Source organism: Stenotrophomonas sp. STEN087, assembly GCF_056759115.1.
In genome coordinates this window covers 1-23,687 of record NZ_JBRRCR010000008.1, presented here as the reverse complement: position 1 = coordinate 23,687, position 23,687 = coordinate 1, and the positions used below count along the sequence as shown (strand labels likewise).

20 protein-coding genes are annotated in these 23,687 nt (G+C 69.1%); 8 read left to right on the top strand and 12 right to left on the bottom strand.

Going from position 1 to position 23,687, the window contains the following annotated elements:
• Positions 1-70 precede the first annotated feature (70 nt).
• Positions 71-775, bottom strand: a complete 705-nt coding sequence (radC, locus tag ACVOK1_RS03645) for a RadC family protein (protein ID WP_481561147.1) — start codon at positions 773-775, stop codon at positions 71-73.
• 150 nt (positions 776-925) lie between these two features.
• On the opposite strand from radC, the gene ACVOK1_RS03640 reads away from it, so the two are divergent.
• Positions 926-1,981, top strand: coding sequence for a hypothetical protein (locus ACVOK1_RS03640; protein ID WP_481561146.1), 1,056 nt, complete (start codon positions 926-928; stop codon positions 1,979-1,981).
• Positions 1,982-1,992: 11 nt separating this feature from the next.
• Here ACVOK1_RS03640 and ACVOK1_RS03635 read toward each other — a convergent pair whose 3' ends face one another.
• Complete coding sequence (locus tag ACVOK1_RS03635) at positions 1,993-2,619, bottom strand: response regulator (RefSeq protein WP_481561145.1); 627 nt, start codon at positions 2,617-2,619, stop codon at positions 1,993-1,995.
• A 228-nt stretch (positions 2,620-2,847) separates the two neighbouring features.
• Here ACVOK1_RS03635 and coaBC point away from each other — a divergent pair, with 228 nt between their 5' ends.
• Genes coaBC through ACVOK1_RS03620 form a run of 3 tightly spaced genes read left to right on the top strand, consistent with a single transcriptional unit; the run spans position 2,848 to position 6,968 of the window.
• Positions 2,848-4,113: a bifunctional phosphopantothenoylcysteine decarboxylase/phosphopantothenate--cysteine ligase CoaBC gene (coaBC, locus tag ACVOK1_RS03630; protein WP_481561144.1), complete on the top strand. Its 1,266-nt coding sequence runs from the start codon at positions 2,848-2,850 to the stop codon at positions 4,111-4,113.
• Positions 4,110-4,598, top strand: a complete 489-nt coding sequence (dut, locus tag ACVOK1_RS03625; RefSeq protein ID WP_079224983.1) for a dUTP diphosphatase — start codon at positions 4,110-4,112, stop codon at positions 4,596-4,598. The genes coaBC and dut overlap by 4 nt, the downstream gene beginning before the upstream one ends.
• 12 nt (positions 4,599-4,610) lie before the next feature.
• Positions 4,611-6,968, top strand: a complete 2,358-nt coding sequence (locus ACVOK1_RS03620) for a phosphomannomutase/phosphoglucomutase (RefSeq protein WP_481561143.1) — start codon at positions 4,611-4,613, stop codon at positions 6,966-6,968.
• 213 nt (positions 6,969-7,181) lie between these two features.
• Here the strand turns inward: ACVOK1_RS03620 and ACVOK1_RS03615 are convergent, their stop codons facing one another.
• The 8 genes from ACVOK1_RS03615 to pyrE all read right to left on the bottom strand — a co-directional run bounded on the left by ACVOK1_RS03615 (position 7,182) and on the right by pyrE (position 16,567).
• The gene (locus tag ACVOK1_RS03615) at positions 7,182-7,895 is read right to left on the bottom strand and encodes a response regulator transcription factor (protein WP_481561142.1); all 714 of its coding nucleotides are present in this window, start codon (positions 7,893-7,895) and stop codon (positions 7,182-7,184) included.
• Positions 7,876-10,536 (bottom strand): ATP-binding protein, encoded by a 2,661-nt coding sequence (locus tag ACVOK1_RS03610; protein WP_481561141.1) that lies wholly within the window; start codon positions 10,534-10,536, stop codon positions 7,876-7,878. The genes ACVOK1_RS03615 and ACVOK1_RS03610 overlap by 20 nt, the downstream gene beginning before the upstream one ends.
• Positions 10,537-10,587: 51 nt before the next feature.
• Positions 10,588-11,238, bottom strand: a complete 651-nt coding sequence (gene kdpC, locus ACVOK1_RS03605; RefSeq protein ID WP_481561139.1) for a potassium-transporting ATPase subunit KdpC — start codon at positions 11,236-11,238, stop codon at positions 10,588-10,590.
• Complete coding sequence (kdpB, locus tag ACVOK1_RS03600) at positions 11,235-13,307, bottom strand: potassium-transporting ATPase subunit KdpB (RefSeq protein ID WP_481561138.1); 2,073 nt, start codon at positions 13,305-13,307, stop codon at positions 11,235-11,237. Before kdpB ends, kdpC begins: the two co-directional genes overlap by 4 nt.
• 10 nt (positions 13,308-13,317) lie before the next feature.
• A complete protein-coding gene (gene kdpA, locus ACVOK1_RS03595; RefSeq protein ID WP_481561137.1) occupies positions 13,318-15,015 on the bottom strand; it encodes a potassium-transporting ATPase subunit KdpA in 1,698 nt (565 codons plus the stop codon).
• A gap of 12 nt (positions 15,016-15,027) precedes the next feature.
• Positions 15,028-15,120, bottom strand: a complete 93-nt coding sequence (locus ACVOK1_RS03590) for a potassium-transporting ATPase subunit F (RefSeq protein ID WP_079225483.1) — start codon at positions 15,118-15,120, stop codon at positions 15,028-15,030.
• A gap of 126 nt (positions 15,121-15,246) precedes the next feature.
• Positions 15,247-15,891 (bottom strand): hypothetical protein, encoded by a 645-nt coding sequence (locus ACVOK1_RS03585; protein ID WP_481561136.1) that lies wholly within the window; start codon positions 15,889-15,891, stop codon positions 15,247-15,249.
• Between the two features lie 16 nt (positions 15,892-15,907).
• A complete protein-coding gene (pyrE, locus tag ACVOK1_RS03580) occupies positions 15,908-16,567 on the bottom strand; it encodes an orotate phosphoribosyltransferase (protein WP_108767480.1) in 660 nt (219 codons plus the stop codon).
• Between the two features lie 163 nt (positions 16,568-16,730).
• On the opposite strand from pyrE, the gene ACVOK1_RS03575 reads away from it, so the two are divergent.
• From ACVOK1_RS03575 to ACVOK1_RS03565, 3 genes are all read left to right on the top strand, one after another.
• Positions 16,731-17,531 carry an exodeoxyribonuclease III gene (locus ACVOK1_RS03575; RefSeq protein ID WP_481561135.1) on the top strand — a complete coding sequence of 267 codons (801 nt, stop codon included), beginning with the start codon at positions 16,731-16,733 and terminating at the stop codon, positions 17,529-17,531.
• Entirely contained in the window at positions 17,528-18,829 is a 1,302-nt protein-coding gene (locus tag ACVOK1_RS03570) for an AmpG family muropeptide MFS transporter (protein ID WP_481561134.1), read from the top strand. The genes ACVOK1_RS03575 and ACVOK1_RS03570 overlap by 4 nt, the downstream gene beginning before the upstream one ends.
• 78 nt (positions 18,830-18,907) lie before the next feature.
• A complete protein-coding gene (locus tag ACVOK1_RS03565; RefSeq protein WP_406233373.1) occupies positions 18,908-19,138 on the top strand; it encodes a hypothetical protein in 231 nt (76 codons plus the stop codon).
• Between the two features lie 79 nt (positions 19,139-19,217).
• On the opposite strand, the gene ACVOK1_RS03560 is transcribed toward ACVOK1_RS03565, so the two are convergent.
• Both ACVOK1_RS03560 and ACVOK1_RS03555 read right to left on the bottom strand, forming a co-directional pair.
• Positions 19,218-20,345, bottom strand: a complete 1,128-nt coding sequence (locus ACVOK1_RS03560; protein ID WP_108770588.1) for an anhydro-N-acetylmuramic acid kinase — start codon at positions 20,343-20,345, stop codon at positions 19,218-19,220.
• Positions 20,346-20,412: 67 nt separating this feature from the next.
• The gene (locus tag ACVOK1_RS03555; protein ID WP_481561133.1) at positions 20,413-21,888 is read right to left on the bottom strand and encodes a peptidoglycan DD-metalloendopeptidase family protein; all 1,476 of its coding nucleotides are present in this window, start codon (positions 21,886-21,888) and stop codon (positions 20,413-20,415) included.
• A gap of 167 nt (positions 21,889-22,055) precedes the next feature.
• On the opposite strand from ACVOK1_RS03555, the gene tyrS reads away from it, so the two are divergent.
• Positions 22,056-23,267 (top strand): tyrosine--tRNA ligase, encoded by a 1,212-nt coding sequence (tyrS, locus tag ACVOK1_RS03550; protein ID WP_108767483.1) that lies wholly within the window; start codon positions 22,056-22,058, stop codon positions 23,265-23,267.
• Positions 23,268-23,687 lie beyond the last annotated feature (420 nt).

Sequence of the window (23,687 nt, the reverse complement as noted above, 5' to 3'; positions counted from 1 at the left end):
TACGCTGACCGGGGCCTGCCCATGTGAAGACGCGCGACCGCCGGCGGCCGCGCGTGTGGGGCCAGCGGGCTCAGCCGAACAGCCGCGGCTGGTGCTGCGGCAGCAGGCCGCGTTCAGCAAATGAAACCGGCCGCCCCTCGCCAATGACGAAGTGGTCCAGCAGGCGGATGTCGAGCAGCGCCAGGGCCTGCTGCAGTTCCTCGGTGATCCGCGCATCGGCCCCGGACGGCTCGGGATCGCCCGAGGGATGGTTGTGGCTGAGGATCACCGCCGCAGCGTTGTGCAGCAGGGCCCGCCGCACCACCTCGCGGGGGTAGACCGGGGCGGTATTGATGGTGCCGGCGAACAGCTCCTCGCAGGCGATCAGGCGGTGCCGGTTGTCCAGGAACAGCACCAGGAACAGTTCGCGCGCCTGGCCGCGCAGACGGTGCTGCAGGTAGCGGCCGACCGCCAGCGGGTTGTCGCCCACGCTCTCGCCGTGGGTCAGTTCGGCAGCCAGATAGCGGTGGGCCAGCTCCAGGCCGGCCACCAGCGTGCAGCTGCGTGCCGGCCCCAACCCGGGCAGGCGGGCCAGCTTGGCGGCGGGGCGGTCCAGCAGCACCCGCAGCGGACCGTGGCTGCCGAGCAGGTCGCGCGCGGTCTGCACCGCATCGCGGCCGCCGAAGCCGGAGCCCAGGAACAGGGCCAGCAGTTCGGCATCGGACAGGGCGGTGGGCCCGCGCGTCAGCAGTTTCTCGCGGGGACGTTCCTCGGGTGGCCAGTCGTGGATGGGCATGGCCTCAAGCTTGGACGCTTGGCCCCACCAGCGGAATCAGGAAACCGGGATGAGAGGGGTCAGTCGATGCCTGACAGGCCGATCTGCAACAAATTTCATGGATCCACCGGCCGCCGTTCCTAGACTTCACTGGTGTGCCCAGGAGGCCTGATGAAGCGACTTTCCCTGACCCTCATCCTTTCAATCTCGATGCTGCCTTGCCCGGCCGGGGCAGGCGGCGCTGCTGCAACGTACGAGGAACTGCCCTCGTTGGCCAGCGGCGACGTTGCCATCATGGCGGCAAGCTTCGATGGCGCCGTACTGGCGGGGACTGGCCGCCGCGGATGCTGCTTCTCGCAGGCATTCCGATGGTCCAGCCAGGAAGGCGACCGTTGGCTGGCACCGCGGAACGAAGCGGAAGACAGTTCGGCCTGGGCAATCAGCAGGGACGGTCAGATCATCCTGGTGGAGACTCGGATCTCGACCGCGATGCAGGCTCACCGCTGGCTGCCTGATGGCGCACTGGTTGCGGTTACCCCGATCGGTCAATCCCACCAAGGCTTGGCGATGAACGCTGATGGGACGGTCGTCGGGGGCGCGGAGTACCTCTACCACTCACCGGATGACGAGCGCCCGTTCCTGTGGAGCGAGGCGGAAGGGTTTCGCATTCTTCCGGCGCCTGAAGGAGCCGACGGTACGCGGCCTACCCATTACGACGTGGATCCGGCTGTTGTTCATGGCATTTTCTCTGTCGACGGGCCTGAACCCGGCGATCCTGCGGTGCCCATGCGGCTACGGTGGCGAAACGATGAAATCGATCCTTCCTCGCTTGCTCCCGTGCCGGATGACACGCTCCAGATCGGTGAGATCGCTTTGGAGCAGTCGCTTCAGGCCGCAGGGATCAATCGCGCCGAGCCAATGTCGATCGTGTGGATGGATCTGCAGGGCGGAATCCTGCTGGGAACCGAACCGTTTTCGAGCCAGGCACTGATCTGGACGCGCAGCAATGGCGTGTGTCGTCTGCAGGACTGGCTGCGGGCACTCTCCGTGGAGCTTCCTGCAGATACCCGCTGGGAGGGCTCCCTGGTCAGCCCGGACGGCCGCGTATTGGTGGGCGTCGCGTACCGCAACGGCGGTGAAGAGCGGGTTCCCTGGCGGGTAAGGTCGGAGGTGCCCCTGGCAGACCTTGCCCTTGCCGCTCCTGGGTGCGCTGCCTCGGCCCGTTGAGTCCCGATCCCTCAGCCGCGCCGGGCCTGCAGGTAGTCGTACAACTCCTGGTTGTTGTCCAGGCCCAGCTTGCGCATGGCCTCGGCCTTCTGCCGGCTGATGGTCTTGGCGCTGCGGCCGACGTGCTCGGCGATGGCATTGACGTTCAGGCCCTCGCCCAGCAGCTGCACGACCTGCTGTTCCCGGGCCGAAAGCGTCGCCTGCGGTCTCGGGAACAGCAGATCGCGCGACTGCAGCAGGCGCCGCAGCTTGTGGGAGATGAACACCTTGCCGGCCATCACTGCGCGCAGGGCCTGGGGCAGTTCGGCGAAGTCAGCGCTCTTGTCCACCAGCCCCTGCACGCCATCGCGCAGCAGCCCATCCAGCAGCCCCGGGTGGCGCGCGCCGGTCAGCACCACCACCGGCAACGCGGGGTGCTGCTGGCGCAACGCCTCCAGCAGCTCGGGGCCGTCGGGCCCGGTGCCGGGCATGGAAAGGTCGGTCAGGACCGCGTGGCAGGGCTGCTGGGCGACCAGGTCGAGCAACCCGGCGCCATCGGCAGCCGCGCCGGTGACGCACATCTGGTGGCGTTCGAGCACGATGCGGATGCCGTGCAGTACGACCGGATGGTCGTCGGCGATGATGATGCGCGGATGCACGGTGCACTCCTCGGAAAACCAGATGGCGCACCCGAGGGGGCCAACCGTGATTCTGAGGAAGCGGCGGCCGGCTGAGGTATAGGAAAGTTCCGAATCGAAGGGGGGGCAACCCGGAAAACGATGTAGCCGGAGTTCCATCTGCTGATAGCTGCGCGCTATGTGCGCTGTGTACCGGGACGTTACCGGCCATCGGGTAAGCTAGCGCCCTCGTTTGCACAGGATTTCCAGGTGGCTGATTCTCCCAACGCCCTCCCCGCGCCGGCCCGCGCGCTGGAAGGCCAGAAACTGCTGTTGTGCGTCGGCGGCGGGATCGCGGCCTACAAGGCACTGGAACTGGTCCGCCGCCTGCGTGATGCCGGTGCGCTGGTCCAGGTGGCGATGACCGCCGGAGCCCAGCAGTTCGTCACCCCCCTCAGCTTCCAGGCCCTGTCCGGCCAGCCCACCCGCACGACCCTGTGGGACAGCGCCGCCGAACAGGCCATGGGCCACATCGAACTGGCGCGCTGGGCCGACCGCATCGTGGTCGCGCCGGGCACCGCCGATCTGCTGGCACGCCTGGCCCAGGGCCACGCCGATGACCTGGTCAGCACCCTGTGCCTGGCCAGCACCGCGCCGCTTACCGTGTGCCCGGCGATGAACCACCGCATGTGGCTGCACCCGGCCACCCAGGCCAACATCAGCCTGCTGCGCCAGCGTGGCGCGCAGGTCATCGGCCCGGTCGACGGGCCGCTGGCCGAGGGCGAATCCGGTCCCGGCCGGCTGGCCGAGCCGGGCGACATCGTCGCCGCGCTGGCCGGCCTGGGCGGCCGCGTTCCGGCTGCCGCCGCCGCGCCGGAAACCCGCGCGCTGCAGGGCCTGCGCGTGCTGATCAGCGCCGGCCCGACCTATGAAGACATCGACCCGGTGCGCTACGTCGGCAACCGCAGCAGCGGCAAGATGGGCTTCGCCCTGGCCGGTGCCGCCGCCGCCCTCGGCGCCGAGGTGGTGCTGGTCAGTGGCCCGGTGCAGCTGCCGACGCCGCCCGGCGTGCACCGCGTGGACGTACGTTCGGCCGCGCAGATGCGCGATGCCGTGCTGAAGGCGCTGCCGGCCGACATCTATATCGGCGCCGCCGCCGTGTCCGACTACACCCCTCGCCAGGTGGCCGCGCAGAAGCTGAAGAAGACCGCCGACAGCCAGTCGCTGGTGATCGAGCTGGTGCGCACGCCGGACATCCTGGCCGAGGTCGCCGCACAGACCCAGTCGCTGAAGCTGGTGGTCGGCTTCGCCGCCGAAACCCACGACGTGGAGAAATACGCGCGTGGCAAGCTGATCGACAAGCGCCTGGACCTGGTGATCGCCAACCAGGTGGGCATCAGCGGCGGCGGTTTCGAGAGCGACAACAATGCCGCCACCGCCTTCTGGCAGGACGGCGAACAGGTATTCCCGGCTACTTCCAAGCGCGAGCTGGCCGAACAACTGCTGGCGCTGATCGCGCGGAGGCTTCAGGCATGACCCAGGCAACATCCACTCCGGTGGCCCCTCTGCAGGCATTGCAGGTGAAGCTGCTCGACCCGCGCTTCGGCGACAGCTGGCCGCTGCCGGCCTATGCCACCGAAGCCAGCGCGGGCATGGACCTGCGCGCGGCGCTGGAAACGGCGCTGACCCTGCAGCCGGGCGATACCGCGCTGGTTCCCAGCGGCCTGGCCATCCACATCGGCGACCCGAACCTGTGCGCGGTGATCCTGCCGCGCTCGGGCCTGGGCCACCGCCATGGCATCGTGCTGGGCAACGGCACCGGCCTGATCGACGCCGATTACCAGGGCCCGCTGCTGATCAGCGTCTGGAATCGCGGCCGCGAAGCCTTCACCATCGAGCCGGGCGACCGTATCGCCCAGCTGGTTGTCGTACCGATCGCCCGTGTCAGCCTGCAGGTGGTGGATACTTTCACCGACAGCGTGCGGGGAACGGGTGGATTCGGCCATACCGGGGTGCGTTGACGGGGGAGACTGATGAGCGGCAGCGGGGAAGGACGGCAGAAGCAGTCAATGGGGCGCAATGCGCCGTTGCTGGGTGTGGCGCTGTTGTTGCTGGCCGGCTGGTTCGGCTGGAGCGCCGTGCAGCAGTGGCGGCAGCAGGCCAACGGGGACACCCTGGCGCAGGCCCGCGACGAGGCGGTGCAGGGCGTGCAGCAGGCCGCAACCGGCCAGCTGCAGCAGCTGCAGCAGCACCTCAAGGGCGATCGCGTGCAGCAGTCGCTGCAGGCCGGCGACGCCGCCGGGGCCGCGCAGGCCCTGCGTGAGAGCTGGTCCGGGGTCGAGCAGGTGGACGTGCTGACTGCCGGACTGGCCGATGCCTACGCCGATGGCGCGACCTTCGGTTACGCCCGCCTGGCGCTGCTGGAATCGGTGCTGGCCGACGGCAAGCCGGGGCTGCGCGTGGTCCGCGATGGCGGGGGCAACCGCCTCGGCCTGGCGGCGCCGGTGCAGCTGGGCGCGCTGGGTCCCGCCGTCGTCTATGTGCGGCAACCGCTGCTGCGCCTGACCGGCCCGCTGGACCAGGTGCGCGCGCCGTCCAGTGGCTTCCTGTCCCTGCGCCAAGGCGCGCACGACATCGTCGCGCACGGTGACGCCCGCCTGGCCGACAGTGCCGAAGCGATGGCGCGGCCGATCAAGGGCACCCCGCTGCGGCTGACCGCCAGCGTACCGAACATCGAACCGGGCCCGCTGGGCCTGGGCGCCCTGCCCAGTGCCATCGTGGCGCTGCTGCTGGCCTTCATCGCCGTGCTGCTGGTGGTGGGACGTGGCCGCCTGCCGAAGTCGCTGCCGATGCCGATCCGTCGGGGCGCCACGGTCGAGGCCGACCAGGGCCCGACCCTGCGCGAAAGCCTGCAGATGGTCGCGCCGGTGGCGCCGGCCAGCGATGCGGCCGCCGCCACCGCCGGCGGGCCGCCCGCGGTTCCGTCGCCGCCGCCGGTGGACCTGCCGGCCGACATCTTCCGCGCCTACGACATCCGTGGCGTGGTGGGCACCGAGTTGAACGCGCGCAACGCCGCGCTGATCGGCCAGGCCATCGGCACCGTCGCCCTCGAACAGGGGCTGCGCGAGGTGGTGATCGGCCGCGATGGCCGCCTGTCCGGCCCGGAGCTGTCGGCCAGCCTGGCCGAAGGCCTGCGCCGCGCCGGCTGTTCGGTCATCGACATCGGCCTGGCGCCGACGCCGCTGGTCTATTTCGCTGCCTTCCACCTGCGCACCGGCACCTGCGTGGCGGTGACCGGCAGCCACAACCCGCCCGAATACAACGGCTTCAAGGTGGTCATCGGCGGCGAAACGCTGTCCGGCGATGCGATCACCGATCTGTACCAGCGCATCAGCGAAGGCCGCCTGGCCCAGGCCGCCGAGCCGGGCGACTACCAGCAGCGCGAGGTCGCCGCCGACTACATCCAGCGCATTGCCGACGACGTGCAGCTGGACCGTCCGCTGAAGGTGGTGGCCGACGCCGGCAACGGCGTGGCCGGTGCGTTCGCGCCGCAGCTGCTAGAAGCCATCGGCGCCGAGGTCATCCCGCTGTACTGCGATGTCGACGGCACCTTCCCCAACCATCACCCCGATCCCAGCGAACCGGCCAACCTCGAGGACCTGGTGCAGACGGTCAAGCGCTTCGGCGCCGACCTTGGCGTGGCCTTCGATGGCGATGGCGACCGCCTGGGCGTGGTCACCGGCGAGGGCAGGATCATCTATGCCGACCGGCTGCTGATGCTGTTCGCTGCCGACGTGCTGATGCGCAACCCCGGCGCGATGGTGATCTACGACGTGAAGTGCACCGGCAAGCTCTCCGACCACGTGCTGCGCAACGGTGGCAGCCCGCTGATGTGGAAGACCGGCCATTCGCTGATGAAGGCGAAGATGCGCGAGACCGATGCCGAACTGGCTGGCGAGATGAGCGGCCACTTCTTCTTCAAGGAACGCTGGTTTGGTTTCGATGACGGCCTGTACGCCGCCGCCCGCCTGCTGGAAATCCTCGCTCAGCGCGAAGAGACCCCGCACGAGGTGCTGGAGGAGCTGCCGGACATGGTGTCCACGCCGGAACTGAAGGTGCCGGTGGCGTCCGGGACGCCGCATGCGCTGGTGGCGATGCTGGTGGCCGCGGCGCAGTCCGAGGACAACCCGTATGCCGGCGGTCGCCTGTCGACCATCGATGGCCTGCGCGTGGACTATCCCGACGGCTGGGGCCTGGTGCGTGCCTCCAACACCACCCCGGTGCTGGTGCTGCGTTTCGAAGGCAACGACGAGGCTGCACTGCAGCGCATCCAGGCGCTGTTCCGCAGCCAGCTGCAGGGCCTGCTGGGCGACACCGCGCTGGGCTTCTGATCGGTCGTGGTGGGGGCGGGGGTGGGCCGGCCCCCCCGGCCGCGCTGGGGGGGGGCGGGCGGGGGGTGGCGCCGGGGGGGGGGGGGGGCCCCGCCCCCGGCGTCCGGCTTGGGGGGGGCCCGCCGGGTGGGGGCCACGGGGTCGGATCCCGTTGCCGCGCAACGGGCTCTGACCCCAGGTTCAAGAATGACGGCATCCACGCATGGCGTGGATCTACCCCTTGAACCGCAACCCCACGCCCGGTTCGGTGAACAGATAGCGCGAATCCAGCGCCGAATCGCCCAGCTTGTGCCGCAGCTTGCCGACCAGGATGCGCAGGTAGTGGGTGTCGTGCTGGTGCGTCGGCCCCCAGATCTCCTGCAGGATCTGCGGCTGGGTCACCACCCGCCCGGCATTGCGCAGCAGCAGCGACAGCAGCGCGTACTCCTTGCGGGTCAGGGCCACCGGCTCGCCATCGATCGCCACTTCGCGGCGCACCAGGTCCACGTGCAGGTGGCCATCATCGAACACCGGCGGGGTGCCGTCGCTCGGCACGCTGCGGGTGCGCAGCAGGGCCCGCACCCGGGCCATCAGCTCCTGCGTGCCGAACGGCTTGGTCACGTAGTCATTGGCGCCGGTATCCAGCGCCCGCACCTTCTCCGCTTCACCCGCGCGCACGGTCAGCATGATCACCGGCACCTGGCTCCATTGCCGCAGCTGCGCCAGCACCTCGTGGCCTTCCATGTCCGGCAGGCCGATATCCAGGATCACCAGGTCCATGTCCTCGCTGGCGGCCATTTCCAGGCCTTCCTCTCCGGTGGCGGCCTGGCGCACCTGGTAGCCCTGCGCGCGCAGGCTGATGTCCAGGAACCGGCGGATCTGGGTTTCATCGTCGATCACCAGCACGCGCGCGGCCGGCACGCTGGCATCAGTCGGGGTCGGGCTCATCGTGGGCGGCTGGCTTGAGCAGGGGCAGGGTGATGCGGATCAGGGTACCGCGACCGTCGCGTCCGGGCAGTGCCTGCACGCTGCCGCCGTGGGCGCCGATCATGCCCTGGCAGATGGTCAGGCCCAGGCCGGTGCCGTGGCGGCCGCGGTCGCCGCGCTCGACGCTGTAGAACATGTCGAAGATGCGCGCGCGCTCGTCATCGGGAATGCCGGGGCCGGCATCGATCACGTCGATGCGCAGCTGCCCGTCCCGTTCGCGTGCCTGCACCTGCACCGGTGCATCGGGCGGCGAGAATTTGGCGGCGTTCTCCATCACGTTGAACACTGCCTGTTCCACCAGCGCCGGGTGCACCCAGATCGGCGCCAGCGTGGACGGAATATCCAGTTCCAGCCGCACCTTGGGCTGGTAGCGCTGCAGGCGCCGCGCGGCCGAGCCGATCAGCTCGTCCACGCCGATCCAGTCGCGGTTGATGGTCAGCCCTTCGTGGCCGAGCCGGGTCATGTCCAGCAGGTTCTGGATGTAGCGGTCCAGACGCTCGCCTTCGACCAGGATGGTGTCCAGCAGCGCACGCCGGTCGGCCACGTCCATCGCGCTGCCGTAGCTGGCCAGGCTGTCGGCCGAACCGATCATCGCCGCCAGCGGCGAACGCAGGTCGTGCGATACCGAAGACAGCAGGGCCGAGCGCAGTCGCTCGGTCTCGTTGCTCACATGCGCCTGCTCCAGCTCGGCCACCAGCCGCGTGCGCAGTGCGGCCTGGGCGATGTCATCGACCATCGCTTCGGCCAGCTGGCGCTGCTCGGGCAGCAGGCGCGCCTGCGCACCGGGCAGGTACAGGCCGGCCACGCCCACGGCGCGGTCCTCGCCATCCAGTAGCGGCAGGAACCACCACTGCGCGCCGGCCAGCGTGTCGGTGAAGCGGCCGCTGGGCTGGCCGTGGCGCAGGGCCCAGTCGGCGGCGGCCAGGTCGGTATCGCCGGGCTGGGCGCGGCCGCCGGTGGCGGTGTCTGCGCCGATCCGCAGCCACGCCGGCACGTCCATCGCCTGTTCCAGCGCCTGCCTGCCGGCCTGCGCGACCTCGCCGTTGCCGGCCGCGCTGGCCAGCTGCCGGCCCAGCTGCTGGCGCGCACGCGCATGGCGGTTGGCCGCGCGCAGGGCAATCACCTGCATGCGCAGGCGCGAGGCCAGGCGCCCGGCCACGAGCGCCGCCGCGAGGAACAGGAACACGGTGATCACGCCCTGCCGTGCACCGATGGCGAAGGTGAAGCGCGGCGCGATGAACAGGAAGTTGTAGGCCAGGAAGCACAGGATGGCCGCCATTACCGCCACACTGGCGCGGGTGCGTGCCGCCACCAGCACCACCGCCACGATGAACACCATCGACAGGTCGGCCATGCCCACCCAGCGTTCGCCCAGCCACGCCACCGCGCAGGCCAGCGCCGTGGCGACCAGCGCCTGCAGCGGCTCGTGGCTGATCCCGCGCATCGGTGGCAGCAGGCCTTCGCGGCGCGCGCGTGCGCGTGCCTGCGGCGTGCTGATGATGGTGATCTCGTAGTGCGCGCCGCGCTGGATCAGCTGCTGGGTCAGCGTGCGGTTGAACATCCGCGCCAGCGGCCGCTCGCGGGTGCGGCCCAGCACCAGGGTCGACACACCGTTGTGCGCGGCATGGTCGAGCAGGGCATCGGCGATGCTCGAGCCATGCAGCAGTTCGGCATCGCCGCCCAGCCGCCGGGCCAGCGCGAAGGCCGCGTCGATCTCGCGCCGTGTGGCCTCGTCCTGGCGCCGGCCCTGCACGGTCACCACCGTCCACGGTGCATCACGGCGTTCGGCGATGCGCCGCGCCACCCGCACCAGGTATTCGCTCTGGCCACCGCCATCGATGGCCACCAGCACGCCGCGGCGCAGCGGAAGGTTGCCTTCGCCGCGGGCGGCGCGGGTCTCGCGCAGGCTGCTGTCGACCCGGTCGGCCGCTTCCTGCATCGCCAGCTCGCGCAGCGCGGTCAGGTTGGCCGGCGAGAAGAACGCCTGCAGTGCCTGCGCGGCCTGCTCGGGCACGTACACCTTGCCCTGCTGCAGGCGCGCGATCAGCTCGCGTGGCGGCAGGTCCACCAGCACGATGTCGTGCAGGCGGTCGAGCACGCCGTCGGGCACGGTCTCGCTCACCCGCACGCCGGTGATGCGCATCACCACGTCGTTGAGGCTTTCCAGGTGCTGGATGTTGACCGTGGTCCAGACGTCGATGCCGGCGTCCAGCAGCTCCATCACGTCCTGCCAGCGCCGTTCGTGGCGGCTGCCGGGTGCGTTGCGATGGGCCAGTTCGTCCACCAGCACCAGCGCGGGATGGCGCTCCAGAACCGCGTCCAGGTCCATCTCCAGCAGCGCGTGGCCGTGGTAGGCCACATCCTTCAGCGGCAGCTGCGGCAGGCCTTCCAGCAGGGCCTGGGTATCCACGCGGCCGTGCGTCTCGACCAGCCCCACCACCAGGTCCACGCCACGGCGCAGCTGTTCCTGCGCGCGGGTCAGCATGGTGTAGGTCTTGCCCACGCCCGGCGCCGCGCCGAGGAACACGGTCAGCTTGCCGCCGGCCTCGCGCTGCAGGCCTTCCACCAGGGCATCGGCCTGGCGGGTACGCGCATCATTCATCGCCGCTGCTGTCATGGCCGCCATTGTGCGCGCCGCCGGTGCAGGCCGGCATCACGGTGCCTTCGCCGCCTGGTCCAGGTCGAAGTTCAAGGTCACCACGTTCACCCGCGGCTGCCCGAACACGCCCCACTGGCGGCCTTCGGTATGCGCCTGCAGCAGCGCCTGCACGCGTTCCACCGGCAGGCCGCGCGCACGCGCCACGCGGGCCACCTGTACCTGCGCGGCAGCCGGTGACAGCTGCGGGTCCAGGCCGCCGCCGGACTGGGTGACCAGATCGGCCGGCACCTGCGCCGGGCTCACGCTTTCGCGCGCGGCCACCGCCGCGGTGCTGGCGGACACGCGCTCGGCCAGCGCCGGGTTGCTGCGGGCCAGGTTGGAACCGGCCGCCGCCATCGGGTCATAGTTGGCCGCCGACGGCCGCGCCTGGAAGTAGCCATCGCCGTTGAACGGCTGCGCCAGCCACGCCGAGCCGCGCACCTGGCCACTGCCATCGCGCAGCAGGCTGCCTTCGGCCTGGGTCGGGTAGCTCAGGCCGGCAAAACCGGTGGCGATGCCGGCGTAGACCGCACCGGCCAGCAGCAGGGTGGCCAGGCCCAGGCCGATCGCCGGGCGCCAGCTGGCATCGTCCTGCAGGCGCGCCACGCGGGCTTCGGCCGTGTCCTCGCGCGGCAGGAAGGAGGAAGTGGAGACAGAACGGTTCATGCGCCGAATACCAGGACAAGGAGGAGGTCGATCAGCTTGATCGCCGCGAACGGCAGCAGGACGCCGCCGAGGCCGTACACCAGCATGTTCCGGCGCAGCAGCGCGGTTGCCGTGGCCGGGCGGAAGCGCACGCCACGCAGGGCGAGCGGGATCAGGGCGGGAATCACCAGGGCGTTGAAGATCAGCGCCGCCAGCACCGCGTTGCGCGGGCTCGACAGCTGCATCACGTTCAACGCGGCCATGGCCGGGACCGCAGCGGCAAACAGCGCCGGCAGGATCGCGAAGTACTTGGACACGTCGTTGGCCAGCGAGAAGGTGGTCAGCGCGCCGCGGGTGATCAGCTGCTGCTTGCCCACTTCCACCACCGCCAGCAGCTTGGCCGGATCCGAATCCAGGTCGACCATGTTGCCGGCCTCCTTCGCCGCCTGCGTGCCGGAGTTCATCGCCAGGCCGATGTCCGCCTGGGCCAGCGCCGGCGCATCGTTGGTGCCATCGCCGACCATCGCCACCAGGCGGCCACCGGCCTGTTCCTGGCGGATGCGCGCCAGCTTGTCTTCCGGGCGTGCCTCGGCGATGTAGTCGTCGACGCCGGCTTCGGCGGCAATCGCGGCAGCGGTCAGCGGGTTGTCGCCGGTGATCATCACCGTGCGGATGCCCATCGCCCGCAGCTGCGCGAACTTCTCGCGCATGCCGTGCTTGACCACGTCGGACAGCTCGATCACGCCCAGTACATGGCGGCCCTCGGCCACCACCAGCGGGGTGGCACCGTTGCGCGCGACCTGTTCGACACGCCCGGCCAGCTCGGCCGGCACCGTGCCGCCCAGGCCCTGCACATGGTTGCGGATCGCATCCAGCGCGCCCTTGCGGATCTGCCGGCCGGGCTCATTATCAGGTTGGGCAAGATCGACGCCGGACATGCGGGTCTGTGCACTGAAGGCCAGGTACTCGGCCTGCTCCGGTTCGGCGGTGCTGCAGCCCTGCTCGCGCGCCAGGCGCACGATGGATTTGCCTTCCGGGGTCGGGTCGGCCAGCGAGGACAGCAGCGCCGCTTCACGCAGCTGGCTGGCATCGATGCCGGCCAACGGATGGAAGTGGCTGGCCTGGCGGTCGCCGTAGGTGATGGTGCCGGTCTTGTCCAGCAGCAGCACGTCGACGTCGCCGGCCACTTCCACTGCCTTGCCCGACTTGGCCAGCACGTTGGCGGCCAGCGCACGGTTCATGCCGGCAATACCGATCGCCGGCAGCAGGCCGCCGATGGTGGTCGGGATCAGGCACACCAGCAGCGCGATCAGCAGCAGCGGATCGACCTTGACGCCGACGTAGGCGCCGATCGCCGGCAGGGTCGCCACCACCACCAGGAAGGTCAGCGTCATCGCCGCCAGCAGCAGGGTCAACGCGATCTCGTTGGGGGTCTTCTGCCGGTTGGCACCTTCCACCAGCGCGATCATCCGGTCCAGGAAGCTGTGGCCCGGCTCGGCAGTCACCCGCACGATGATCTGGTCGGACAGCACCTTGGTGCCGCCGATCACGCCGGAGCGGTCGGTGCCGGCCTCGCGCAGCACCGGCGCCGATTCACCGGTCACCGCCGCTTCGTTGATGGTGGCCAGGCCCTGCACGATCTCGCCATCAGCCGGTACCAGCTCGCCGGCACTGACGATTACATGGTCGCCCGGGCGCAGCTCGGCCGCGGCCACCTGGGTTTCGGCCGCACCCGGCTGCGGGGCGGCCAGCCGGCGAGCCACCAGGTCCTGGCGGGCACGGCGCAGCGAGGCGGCCTGGCCGCGGCCGCGGGCTTCGGCCACCGCCTCGGCGAAGTTGCCGAACAACACGGTCACCAGCAGGATCGCGGTCACCGCCAGGCCGAAGCCCAGCGGCGCGTTGCCGGTCAGGGTGACGATGGCGGCGACGATCGTGCCGGCCATCACCACCGCCATCACCGGGCTGCGCACCAGGTGCATCGGCGAGAGCTTGCGCACCGCCTCGACCAGCGCACGGCGCAGGCCGGCGCCATCGAGCAGGGCAGGGCGCGGGGCAAGGGAACTGCGGGAAGAACTTGCGTGGGTACTCATCAGGGTGTCCTTAGTGCAGTCCCATGCTCAGGTGGTCGGCGACGGGGCCGAGGACCAGGGCCGGCATGAACTGCAGCACGGTCAGGATGACGATCACCGAGACCAGGGTCAGGGCGAAGGTCGGGGTTTCGATCTGCAGGCTGCCGGCCGATTCCGGCGCCTGGCGCTTGGCAGCCAGCTGTGCGGCCACCACCAGCGGAATGATCAGCAGCGGGAAGCGGCCCAGCAGCAGCACCAGCGAACAGCTCAGGTTCCACCACACGGTGGCATCGCCCAGACCCTCGAAGCCCGAGCCGTTGTTGGCATAGGCCGAGACGTACTCGTAGAACACCTGGCTGATGCCGTGGAAGCCGGGGTTGGAGGTGCCGGCCAGGCCGGGCACGGCCAGCGTGATCGCAGTGAACAGCAGCAGGGTGATCGGCTGCAGCAGCACCAGCAGGGCCAGCAGGCGCACCTGCGGCGTTTCCAGCTTGCGGCCGAACAGCTCAGGCGTACGCCCGGTCATCAGCCCGGCCAGGAACACGCCCAGCAGCAGGTAGACGATGAACTGCTGCAGGCCGCAGCCGATGCCGCCCCAGATCGCGCTGACCAGCATGTTGACCATCGCGATGCCACCGCTCAGCGGCGCCAGCGAGTCGTGCATGCCGTTCACCGAGCCGTTCGACACCTGGGTGGTCACCGCCGCCCACAGCGCGGTGCCATCGGCGCCGAAGCGCACTTCCTTGCCTTCCATCAGCAGCGGCGTGGCCGCGCTGGCGCTGTGGCCCTCGCTCCACATCATCGCGCCTGTCGAGAGCAGCGACATGCCCAGCATGCAGCTGAACACCAGGACGCCGAAGCGGCGTCGCCCGGTGAACGCACCGATCATGAAGATCACCGCCAGCGGGATCAGCAGGATGCCCACCACCTCCAGCATGTTCGACACCGGGGTCGGGTTCTCCAGCGGGAAACTGCTGTTCGGGCCGTACCAGCCGCCACCGTTGGCGCCCAGCTGCTTGGCCGCGACCATCGCCGCCACCGGGCCCAGCGGCAGCTTCTGCAGGGCCATGCCGGCGCTGGCGTCGATCGGCGTGGCCTGCGGTCCGCCGGCCATCGTCGAGGGCACGCCCTGGCTGGTCAGCAGCAGGGTCCAGACCAGGCACAGCGGCAGCAGGAAGCGCACGCACAGGCGCACCACGTCCACGTAGTAGTTGCCCACCGGCACCTGGCGGTCGTCACCGGCCGAGGTCTGGGGTGCACGCGCGAACAGCGCCCGCAGCGTGGCCACCGCCAGCGCCAAGCCCATCATCGGCGTCACCACCTGCAGGCCGGTGATGCCGGTCATCTGCGAGAGGTAGGACAGCTGCGCCTGGCCCGAATAGTGCTGCTGGTTGGTGTTGGTCAGGAACGAGATCATCGTGTGCAGCGCGGTGTCCCAGCGCATGTTCGGGATCTGGTCCGGGTTCAACGGCAGCCAGGCCTGGGTCATGAACACCGCCTGGGTCAGCACTGCCACCACCACATTGCTCAGCACGATGGCCAGCACGTAGCCGCGCCAGGACATCGAGCGCGCGGCATCCACGCCGAACAGCCGGTACAGCGGTTTCTCGATCCAGTGGAACAGCACGTCGACCTTCATCGGCGTGCCACGCATCACGCGCGCCAGGTACAGGCCCAGCGGCCAGGCCAGCAGCAGGCTGGCGGCAAGAATCACAAGCATCTCAATCATGGCAGGCTCCGCTCAGAACGACTCGGGCCGCAGCACGACATAAAGAAGATAGGCGGCGGCAACCAGCACCAGCACGCCACAGAACAACGACAGCCAGGGGGACATGGGATTGCGTCCTGGTGGAACCCCTCCACCTCAGGCCGCCATCGTCGTCCTGCCCCCCATAAACGCACTACGCGCCGGACGGGGCCGGCGCGTAAAGAGTGCATAAATTCCGTTGTTGCCGGGGCCTCAACCGCCCGGGGCCATGCCCTTCAACTCGCGGTAGCGTTGCAGGCTGGCCTCGATCTCGGCCTTCAGCGTGACCTGCTGCTGCTCGAAGCTGGCCTGCAGGCGCTGCTGCGCCTGCAGCTGGGCGTGGCGCTGGCGGATCGCCTCGGCCTGCTTGTCGGCCACCTTGCCGCCGGCCAGCTCGCGATCACCGGCGGTCCCCAGCAGGGTCACCAGCGAATCGCGCAGGCTGGCGACGTTGTAGCGGGCGGTGTTCAGATTGTTGTCGAGCACCTCCTGGCGCTCGTTGAACACCTTGCGCAGTGCATCCTCGCTGCCATATGTCGACAACATGGCGTGCTCGGTGCGCTGCTTGGTCTGCGCCGCCATCAGGTCCAGCTTGGCCTGCGCCGCCACGGTGGCCGCGGCGGCGCGTTCCTCGTCGGTCAACGCGCGCTGCACCTGCGCATTGCGCACGCCGCTGTTGGCATTGAACTCCTCACGGGCATTGTTGACCGCATCGGCCGGCAACGCATCGCTGCAGATCCGCTCGTTGCCCTCGTTCCAGCAGTACAGCTTCTTGTCGGCCGTATCCGGCTTGGCCAGCAGGCTGGCTGGCAGCGCCAGCAGCAGGCTGGCGGCAACGATGGCAGGAACTCGGAACATGCGACCTTCCCCTGGGTCAGCGTGCGGAACGGACGCCGTACTGGGCGCGATAGGCCTCCAGCGGCTGCCGGTAGCCCACAAGTTCCGGGTTTCCGGAGGCGAAATCAAGCAGATCGGCCAGAGTTGCGACGGCGATCACCGGGATGCCGGCTTCCTCGGCCACGGCCTGCGCCGCCGAGCGGTGGTCGGCTTCCGAGGCGATCTCCTGGCGGTCCAGCGCCACCACGATGCCGGCCGGGATGCCGCCGGCAGCGCGGATGATGGCCAGGGCTTCGCGGATGGCGGTGCCGGCGGTGATCACGTCGTCGACGATCAGCACGCGCTTGCCGGTCAGGTCGGCGCCGATCAGCTGGCCGCCCTCACCGTGGTCCTTTACTTCCTTGCGGTTGAACGACAGCGGCAGGTCGCGGCCACGCTGGGCCAGCTCGCAGGCCATCGCGGTGGCCAGCGGGATGCCCTTGTAGGCCGGGCCGAAGACCACGTCGTACTTGATGCCGCTGGCGTCGATGGCGTCCGAATAGCAGGCGCCCAGCTGGGACAGCAGCGAGCCGGAGTCGAAACGGCCGGCGTTGAAGAAATAGGGGCTCAGCCGGCCGGACTTGAGGGTGAACTGGCCGAAGCGCAGGGCATCGGCGGTCAGGGCCAGCTGCAGGAAACGGTGGCGGTGGTCGCTCATCAAAACTCGATTCATCTTCATTTGGAGCACAAATCCTAATCCAGCTGGGCTTTCCGCGCTCGTCCGGCCCCGTGTGAAGGCCCTGCCGGGCCCATCCGGCGGGCTGCGCGGGCCGCCGGGCAACCGGTATGCTTGCCCGGTTTCCCGCCGTAGGTTCATCCGCATGCGCATCATCAGTTTCAACGCCAATGGCATCCGCTCGGCCGCCACCAAGGGCTTCCTCGACTGGTTCCGGGCCCAGGACGCCGACGTTCTGTGCATCCAGGAAACCAAGGCGCAGGAGGACCAGCTCACCGATCCGATGTTCCGCCCCGACGGCCACCACTGCTTCTACCGCGACGCCATCACCAAGAAGGGCTACAGCGGCGTGGCGATCTACAGCAAGCGCGAGCCGGACCAGGTCATCACCTCGCTGGGCTGGGCCCCGTTCGATGACGAAGGCCGCTACATCGAGGCCCGCTTCGGCAATCTCAGCGTGGTCTCCTTCTATATTCCGTCCGGCAGCTCGGGCGATTTGCGCCAGAGCTTCAAGTTCGAAGTGATGGAATGGCTGCGGCCGATCCTGGAAGAGTGGGCGCGCAGCGGCCGCGACTATGTCCTGTGCGGCGACTGGAACATCGTCCGCTCGGCGCTGGACATCAAGAACTGGAAGTCCAACCAGAAGAACTCCGGCTGCCTGCCCGAGGAGCGCGACTGGCTCAACGGCCTGTGCGCCGACCACGGCCAGGCCACCGACGTGGCCACCGGCCGCGGCTGGGCCGATGCCTACCGCCTGCTGCACCCCACCGGCGAGGACTACACCTGGTGGAGCAACCGCGGCGCGGCCCGCGCCAACAACGTCGGTTGGCGCATCGATTACCAGTTCATCACCCCCGGCCTGCGTGACCGCCTGCGCAGCTGCTCGATCTACCGCGACGAGCGCTTCTCCGACCACGCCCCGTTCACCGTGGACTACGACCTGTGAGCGAAGCCGCTGCCAAGCCCAGCTACAAGGGCTGGGCCGGGATCAAGCGCGCCTTCGGCACGCCCTCGGCCCTGACCATGGCCCTGCTGGGCTTCGGCAGCGGCCTGCCGTTCCTGCTGATCGCCTCGCAGACCCTGTCCACCCGCCTGCGTGATGTCGGCCTGGACCTGGGCAGCATCGGCCTGATCAGCCTGGCCAGCTTCTTCTACCTGCTGAAGTTCGTCTGGGCGCCGCTGCTGGACCGCTATGCCTTCCCGCTGCTGGCCTTCATGGGGCGCCGCCGCTCCTGGCTGCTGCTGTCACAGGTGGCCGTGCTGATCGGCCTGGTCGCGCTGGCCTTCGTCCGCCCCGAACAGGGCGTCTGGCCGCTGGTGGCCTGGGTGCTGGTGGCGTCCTTCGCCGGCGCCACCCAGGATTCGGTGGTCGATGCCTACCGCATCGAAATCGCCCCGGAAACCGCGCAGGCCGCGCTGGCCGCCACCTACACCCTGGGCTATCGCATCGGCCTGATCCTCGCCGGTGCCGGCGCGCTCTACCTGGCCCAGTTCGAAGGCTGGATCATCGCCTACCTGGCCATGGCCGGGCTGATGCTGCTGCCGATCATCACCACCCTGCTGTGCCGTGAGCCGGACCGGCCCGCGCAGGCCGTGCAGCGCCGCATCGATGTGGCCGAAGCCTTCGTGCAGCCGATCACCAGCTTCTTCACCCGCAACGGCATCGCCCTGGCGCTGGGCCTTCTGGCCTTCGTCGGCCTGTTCAAGTTCCCCGACCAGGTCATCGGCGTGATGGCCGGCCCGTTCTACCTGGATTCTGGCTTCAACAAGGCCGACATCGCCACCGTCTCCAAGCTGTTCGGCGTCTGGATGGGCATCGGCGGCGCCTTCCTCGGCGGCATCGCCGTGGCCGCCTTCGGCTTCCGCCGCATGCTGCTGGTGGCGGCGCTGGGCGTGGCCCTGTCCAACCTCGCCTTCCTGTTGATGGCGCACAACCCGGGCCAGCTGTGGGCGTTCTACGCCGCGCTCAGTGCCGACAACCTGTTCCAGGGCTTCGCCGGTACCGTGCTGGTGGCCTTCATGTCCTCGCTGACCGACCGTAACTTCACCGCCACCCAGTACGCCCTGCTGGTGTCGCTGGCCAACCTGCCGGGCAAGTTCGTCGGCGGCGTGTCCGGCTACATCGTCGAGGCCACCTCCTACAGCACCTTCTTCATGCTCAGCGCGGTCACCGTGGTGCCGACCCTGCTGCTGCTGGCCTGGCTGTGGCCGCGCATCCACGACCGCAGCGCCTCCGCCCCCTGATTGTCTGACTGCGCAACCTGCGGGATGATCGCCGCAGACGCGCCGAGGGGGCGGTGCCTTGCGAACGGGGGAGTGAGCATGGCCGATGTAGTGCTGCGGGACGTGGACCCGCTGCTGTTTGAACGTATCCGAAGGGTGGCCGTGGCGCGCGGCTGGACGCACGAGCAGGCCTGTTCGGTGCTGCTTGAACAGGGCTTGCTGAGCAGCGAGCTGGAGGTCCGCTCCGGCTTCGGCGATCCCGAAGTGGACGCCCTGTCAGCGGCGATCGCCGCCCTGCAGGCAATGCCGGCGGGGCAGGGGTTCGATTGATCTGATACCGCGTCGCCGGGCATGGCCCGGCGCTACCGCGCGTCCTGGTAGATCCACGCCATGCGTGGATGGCGCCACCTCACGCCAGATGGATCGCCCCGAGAATCCGCGGCCCCGATGCCCCGGTCACGCTCGGCAGGTTGCCGGCCAGCCCGTCCATCGTCCGCTGGGCCAGCCAGGCAAAACCCATCGCCTCCATGTACTCCGGGTCCAGCCCATGCACGGCGCTGGATTCCACCGCCACGCCCGGCAGCAGCCCGGCCAGCCGGCGCATCAGCTGCCGGTTGTGCACGCCGCCGCCGCAGACCAGCACCCGGCGGGTCTCCGGTTGCTGGGCCCGCAGCGCATCGGCCACGGTCACCGCGGTCAGCTCCAGCAGGGTGGCCTGCACATCGGCGGCCGCGTACTCGCCTTCGCCCATGCGCGCCTCCGCCCAGGCCAGGTGGAACTGTTCGCGGCCGGTGCTCTTGGGCGGCGGCAGGTCGAACCACGGGTCCGCGCGCCAGCCTGCCAGCAGCGCCGTGTCCACCGCACCACTGGCCGCATAGGCGCCATCGGCGTCGAAGGTGCGGCCGGTATGGCGCTGGCACCAGGCGTCCATCAGCGCGTTGGCCGGGCCGGTGTCGAAGCCGCGCGGCATGCCGTCGCGCGGGATCAGGGTCAGGTTGCCGATGCCGCCCAGATTGAGCACCGCGCGGTCTTCGCCGGCCGTGCCCAGCATCGCCAGGTGGAAGGCCGGCATCAGCGGCGCGCCATGGCCGCCGGCCGCCACATCGCGGCGGCGGAAGTCCGCCACGGTGGTGATCCCGGTCAACTCGGCAATGCGGTTGCCATCGCCCAGCTGCACGGTGAAGGCCGGGTCGGCCAGCGGCCGGTGGCGCACGGTCTGCCCGTGCGAACCGATCGCCCGCACCTGGCGGCGGTCCACGCCGGCCTCGTCCAGCAGCTGGTTGGCGGCTGCGGCGAAGTTGATCGCGATGCGCGCATCCAGCTCGCCCAGCTCCTCCAGCGACTCCAGCGGCCCGCCTTCGCCCAGCGCCACCAGCCGCGCGCGCAGGACCGGCTCCCAGCGGGCGGTCAGGCCGCGCACGAAGCGGCAGCCGCCGCTGGCGGGAAACTGCACCAGCGCGGCATCGATGCCGTCGGCGCTGGTGCCGGACATCAGGCCAAGGTAGAGCGGGGCATCGGCGTCGGCGGTCGTGTTCATGGCAGGCATAAAAAAAGGACGCGGCAAGCTTGGGCTGCCGCGTCCTTCTTCGTCAACGCAGGGCCGGTCAGCCGCGCTTGTGGCCGTTGGCCGGCTTGGCCTTGGCGCTGGCCACCTCGGTCGGGGCGGCGTCTTCGCGGCTGCTCGGGGCCGGGCTGGCCTTGGCGTAGATCATCTTCTCCATGCCCTGGATGCGGGCCATGGCCGGTGCGGTCTGCGCACGGAAGGCCACCAGCTCGGCGCCCTTCAGCGGTTCCGGCGGCGGCATGGTCACCGTCAGCGGATTGCGGTGCTCGCCGTTCACGCGGAATTCGTAGTGCAGGTGCGGCCCGGTGGCCAGGCCGGTCGAGCCGACATAGCCGATCACCGTGCCCTGCGCCACGCGCTGGCCGGTCTTGATGTTCGCAAAGCGCGACATGTGCCCGTACAGGGTGGTGTGGCCGCGGCCGTGGTCGAGGATGACCACGTTGCCGTAGCCGCGCTGCACGCCGGCGAACTGCACGCGCGCATCGCCGGCGGCCATGATCGGCGTACCGGTACGCGCGGCGTAGTCCACGCCCTTGTGCATGCGCATCTTGCCCAGCACCGGGTGCTTGCGCGCGCCGAAGGTCGAGCTCAGGCGCGCGAACGGGATCGGCATGCGGATGAAGCTTTTCTTCAGCGAACGGCCGTTGAGGTCGTAGTACTCGGATTTGCCGCCGCGCTCGAAGCGGAAGCCCGAATAGGTCTTGCCACCGGTGGTGAAGGTCGCCGCCAGGATCTTGCTGGTATCGACCTTCTCGCCTTCGCGCCAGGTCTCGTCCATCACCACGCTGAAGCGGTCGCCCGGCTGCAGGTCCTTGGAGAAGTCGATGTCGTACTTGAAGATGTCGTCGGTCATCGTCGCGATCGCCGACGGCGACAGCCCGGCCCGGCGGGCCGCGGCATACAGCGAACTGGTGATCTCGCCGCTGGTGACCACCGTGCGCGTGGAGGTCTCGCGCTTGGTCACCTTTTCCTTGATGTCATCGCCGGCCAGGCTCAGTTCCACCCGGTTGTCGCCATCGCGGTCGAAGCGGATGCTGCGCAGGTCGCCCGAGAGCGGCATGTCGAAGGCGATCTCGGCGCCGGGGCGCAGCTTGGTCAGCGATTCGCGCGCGCCCGGATGGTCCAGCACGCGGTGCAGGGTGGTGGCGGGGATGCCGGCCTGGTCGAACAGGTCGCTCAGGGTCTGCCCGCGCTGCACCCGCAGCACCTGCCAGCTGTCGCCCGGGGTCTGCTGCTGGCGGGCCAGCGACAGCGGCGGCAAGGGCAGGGCCAGGCTGGTGTGGCTTTCGGCGTAGGGCGAATCGATGGTGTGCGAGAAACCCGGCACGATCGTCGCCACCAGGGCGCCGATGGTCGCGAACAGGCTGGCGTGCACCCAATGGCGGCGCGTCCAGCGTTCATTGAAAGCAGCGGGAAGGTGTTGCCTGAGCTTCCGGTGCAGGGCGTTGTCGTGCAGGACGTGGAGACGTTCCTTGAAGCGCTGCTTGCGTGCGCGCCCTTGTTCGGAATTTTGCATCAGTGGTTTTTTCCTGCGGCCCGGGAGCGCGGGCCTGATCGCCGGTTACCATAGACACCTGAGAAAACCGCGTCAAACCCTTGTGCCTATTGGCTTTTGTGAAGCCGGATGGGTTAACTTGGCGTTAACACCCCACACAAGAAACGGCATAGCCGGGAGTAGTCACCGTGTCCTCGATTGAAGAAGCCCTTGCCCTGATCGGCCGTGGTGCCGACGAGATCCTCAAGATCGAGGATCTGCGTGCGCGCCTGCAGGAAGGCCGTCCGCTGCGGATCAAGGCTGGCTTCGACCCCACCGCGCCCGACCTGCACCTGGGCCATACGGTGCTGCTGAACAAGCTGCGCCAGTTCCAGGACCTTGGCCACCAGGTCATTTTCCTGATCGGTGACTTCACCGGCATGATCGGCGACCCGTCCGGCAAGAGCCTGACCCGCAAGCCGCTCAGCCGCGAGGACGTGCTGGCCAACGCCCGTACCTATGAAGAGCAGGTCTTCAAGGTGCTGGACCGCGACAAGACCCAGGTCCGCTTCAACTCGGAGTGGTTCAGCAAGATGGGCGCGGCCGACATGATCCGCCTGGCCAGCCAGCACACCGTGGCCCGCATGCTCGAGCGCGATGATTTCGCCAAGCGCTACGCCGCCCAGCAGTCCATCGCCATCCACGAGTTCCTGTACCCGCTGGTGCAGGGCTACGACTCGGTGGCCCTGGAAGCGGACGTCGAGCTCGGCGGTACCGACCAGAAGTTCAACCTGCTGATGGGCCGCGGCCTGCAGGAACACCACGGCCAGAAGCCGCAGGTGGTGCTGACCATGCCGCTGCTGGAAGGCCTGGACGGGGTCAACAAGATGTCCAAGTCGCTGGGCAACTACATTGGTATCAGTGAACCGGCCATCGAGATCGTCACCAAGACCATGAAGGTCGACGACACCCTGATGTGGCGCTGGATCGAGCTGCTGTCCTTCGATATCGGCCAGGCCGAAGCGGTGTCGCTGCGTGAAGAGGTCGCCGCTGGCACTCTCAACCCGCGCGTGGTCAAGCTGCGCCTGGCACGTGAGCTGGCAACCCGCTTCCACGACGCCGCGGCGGCCGATCAGGCCATTGCCGGCTGGGAAGCGGCGGTGACCGGGCAGGGCGACATCACCCAGCTGCCGCTGCAGGACGTGGCCATTCCGGCCGAAGGCCTGCGTATTGCCGCACTGCTGACTGCTGCCGGTCTGACCCCGAGCAACTCCGAAGCCAACCGCAAGCTCAAGGAGCGCGCGGTCAAGGTGGACGGTGAAGTGGTCGAGGACGGACAGCAGGTGCTGCAGCCGGGCTTCGAAGGCCTGCTGCAGGTCGGCAAGCGCACCTTCGCCCGCGTGCGCCTGGTCGCTGCCTGACACTATATGGAAGGGCCGGCGCCAGCCGGCCCTTCCTTTGCTTCTGCTCTTCGCGGTATGCCCCCGCGCGCGCGATGGATGAACGGATGCAACATCCGTTGAAAAAAATCGCCACACCCCCTTCACAAACCCTATGGATGGGGGCATACTTCTCCTCCCCCGTCGCAGGGGTCGCCACCAAGGGGCTTCAGCGACAACAGGGCGCCCACCACCGCCGAACGAAATGATCGAACGAAGGTGTTGACAGGCTGAAAAAGTCTGACATAATGGGCGGCTCGCTACGAAGGAAACTTCGCAGCACACGGGAACGGCGCTGAGGCCACTTCCCCTGATCTTTGAAAGTATGCGCAGGTATCTTGTGAAGGCGCCTGCAGGAAGGATGATTGTCCATCTTGCAGACGTTTGATCAAGCAACTATTA

Excerpts from the sequence above, each read along its gene's own strand:
- radC (WP_481561147.1), bottom strand. The coding sequence starts at position 775 with ATGCCCATCCACGACTGGCCACCCGAGGAACGTCCCCGCGAGAAACTG.
- ACVOK1_RS03640 (WP_481561146.1), top strand. The coding sequence starts at position 926 with ATGAAGCGACTTTCCCTGACCCTCATCCTTTCAATCTCGATGCTGCCT.
- dut (WP_079224983.1), top strand. The coding sequence starts at position 4,110 with ATGACCCAGGCAACATCCACTCCGGTGGCCCCTCTGCAGGCATTGCAG.
- ACVOK1_RS03620 (WP_481561143.1), top strand. The coding sequence starts at position 4,611 with ATGAGCGGCAGCGGGGAAGGACGGCAGAAGCAGTCAATGGGGCGCAAT.
- ACVOK1_RS03615 (WP_481561142.1), bottom strand. The coding sequence starts at position 7,895 with ATGAGCCCGACCCCGACTGATGCCAGCGTGCCGGCCGCGCGCGTGCTG.
- ACVOK1_RS03610 (WP_481561141.1), bottom strand. The coding sequence starts at position 10,536 with ATGAATGATGCGCGTACCCGCCAGGCCGATGCCCTGGTGGAAGGCCTG.
- kdpC (WP_481561139.1), bottom strand. The coding sequence starts at position 11,238 with ATGAACCGTTCTGTCTCCACTTCCTCCTTCCTGCCGCGCGAGGACACG.
- kdpB (WP_481561138.1), bottom strand. The coding sequence starts at position 13,307 with ATGAGTACCCACGCAAGTTCTTCCCGCAGTTCCCTTGCCCCGCGCCCT.
- kdpA (WP_481561137.1), bottom strand. The coding sequence starts at position 15,015 with ATGATTGAGATGCTTGTGATTCTTGCCGCCAGCCTGCTGCTGGCCTGG.
- ACVOK1_RS03590 (WP_079225483.1), bottom strand. The coding sequence starts at position 15,120 with ATGTCCCCCTGGCTGTCGTTGTTCTGTGGCGTGCTGGTGCTGGTTGCC.
- ACVOK1_RS03585 (WP_481561136.1), bottom strand. The coding sequence starts at position 15,891 with ATGTTCCGAGTTCCTGCCATCGTTGCCGCCAGCCTGCTGCTGGCGCTG.
- pyrE (WP_108767480.1), bottom strand. The coding sequence starts at position 16,567 with ATGAGCGACCACCGCCACCGTTTCCTGCAGCTGGCCCTGACCGCCGAT.
- ACVOK1_RS03575 (WP_481561135.1), top strand. The coding sequence starts at position 16,731 with ATGCGCATCATCAGTTTCAACGCCAATGGCATCCGCTCGGCCGCCACC.
- ACVOK1_RS03565 (WP_406233373.1), top strand. The coding sequence starts at position 18,908 with ATGGCCGATGTAGTGCTGCGGGACGTGGACCCGCTGCTGTTTGAACGT.
- ACVOK1_RS03560 (WP_108770588.1), bottom strand. The coding sequence starts at position 20,345 with ATGAACACGACCGCCGACGCCGATGCCCCGCTCTACCTTGGCCTGATG.
- ACVOK1_RS03555 (WP_481561133.1), bottom strand. The coding sequence starts at position 21,888 with ATGCAAAATTCCGAACAAGGGCGCGCACGCAAGCAGCGCTTCAAGGAA.